The sequence below is a fragment of the Bradyrhizobium sp. CCBAU 65884 genome (genome assembly GCF_028128835.1).
In the GTDB taxonomy this organism is placed as follows: Bacteria; Pseudomonadota; Alphaproteobacteria; order Rhizobiales; family Xanthobacteraceae; genus Bradyrhizobium; species Bradyrhizobium ottawaense.
This window is the reverse complement of sequence record NZ_LBJU01000021.1, coordinates 1-646: the sequence shown is the minus strand read 5'-3', so window position 1 is coordinate 646 and position 646 is coordinate 1. Positions and strand designations below refer to the sequence as shown.

The following is a 646-nucleotide window of genomic DNA, read 5'->3' as shown; positions in this document are numbered from 1 at the left end:
GAACACCATCTCCTGCGTCTCCCGCGGATAGGCCCGCACGAACAGCATGCGGCTGTGACAGAGCCGGACATGGGCAGCCTTCACCATCACCGTGGTGCCGCTCAGCAAGACCACCTCGTGGCTCCAGTCGAACTGATAGGCTTCGCCTGGGGCAAAACTCAGCGGGACATAAGCGGCTGCGGTCGATTGCCCGCGTTCCTTGCTCCACCGCCTGGCGTAACGCCGCACCGCATCGTAACCGCCGTCGTACCCGCGGCCGCGCAGCTCCTCGAAGATCCGGATCAACGTCAGCTGTTCACGAGCCGATTTAGCCGCGTTCGCCGCCAGCAATCCGTCAAGCTCTACTGCCCATCGTCCCAGCTTTAGCCGCGGCTGCACCTGCCGCTCGTACTCGAAGGAGGTCTCTCCCGACCTCAGCACCTTCCGAACCGTGTTCCGCGACACCTTCAGGTCACGGGCGATCTCCTTGATCGTCTTGCCCTTGATGAAGTGCTCGCGCCGGATCCGGGCAATCGTCTCCACGATCAGCATCCCCCACCACCTGCTTCGTTCCAAAGCAGGCAGCGCAACAGACCAATCTGTAGGGGGTCAATTTTGGACGCCGATCCCCCGGCTTAGGGGGTCAATATTGCAGGCCGAATGACAA

1 pseudogene is annotated in these 646 nt (G+C 62.1%); it reads right to left on the bottom strand.

What is annotated here, in order from left to right:
- A pseudogene (locus XI03_RS01555) lies at positions 1–531 on the bottom strand (IS21 family transposase); the annotation flags it as partial.
- Between the last annotated feature and the right edge of the window lie 115 nt (positions 532–646).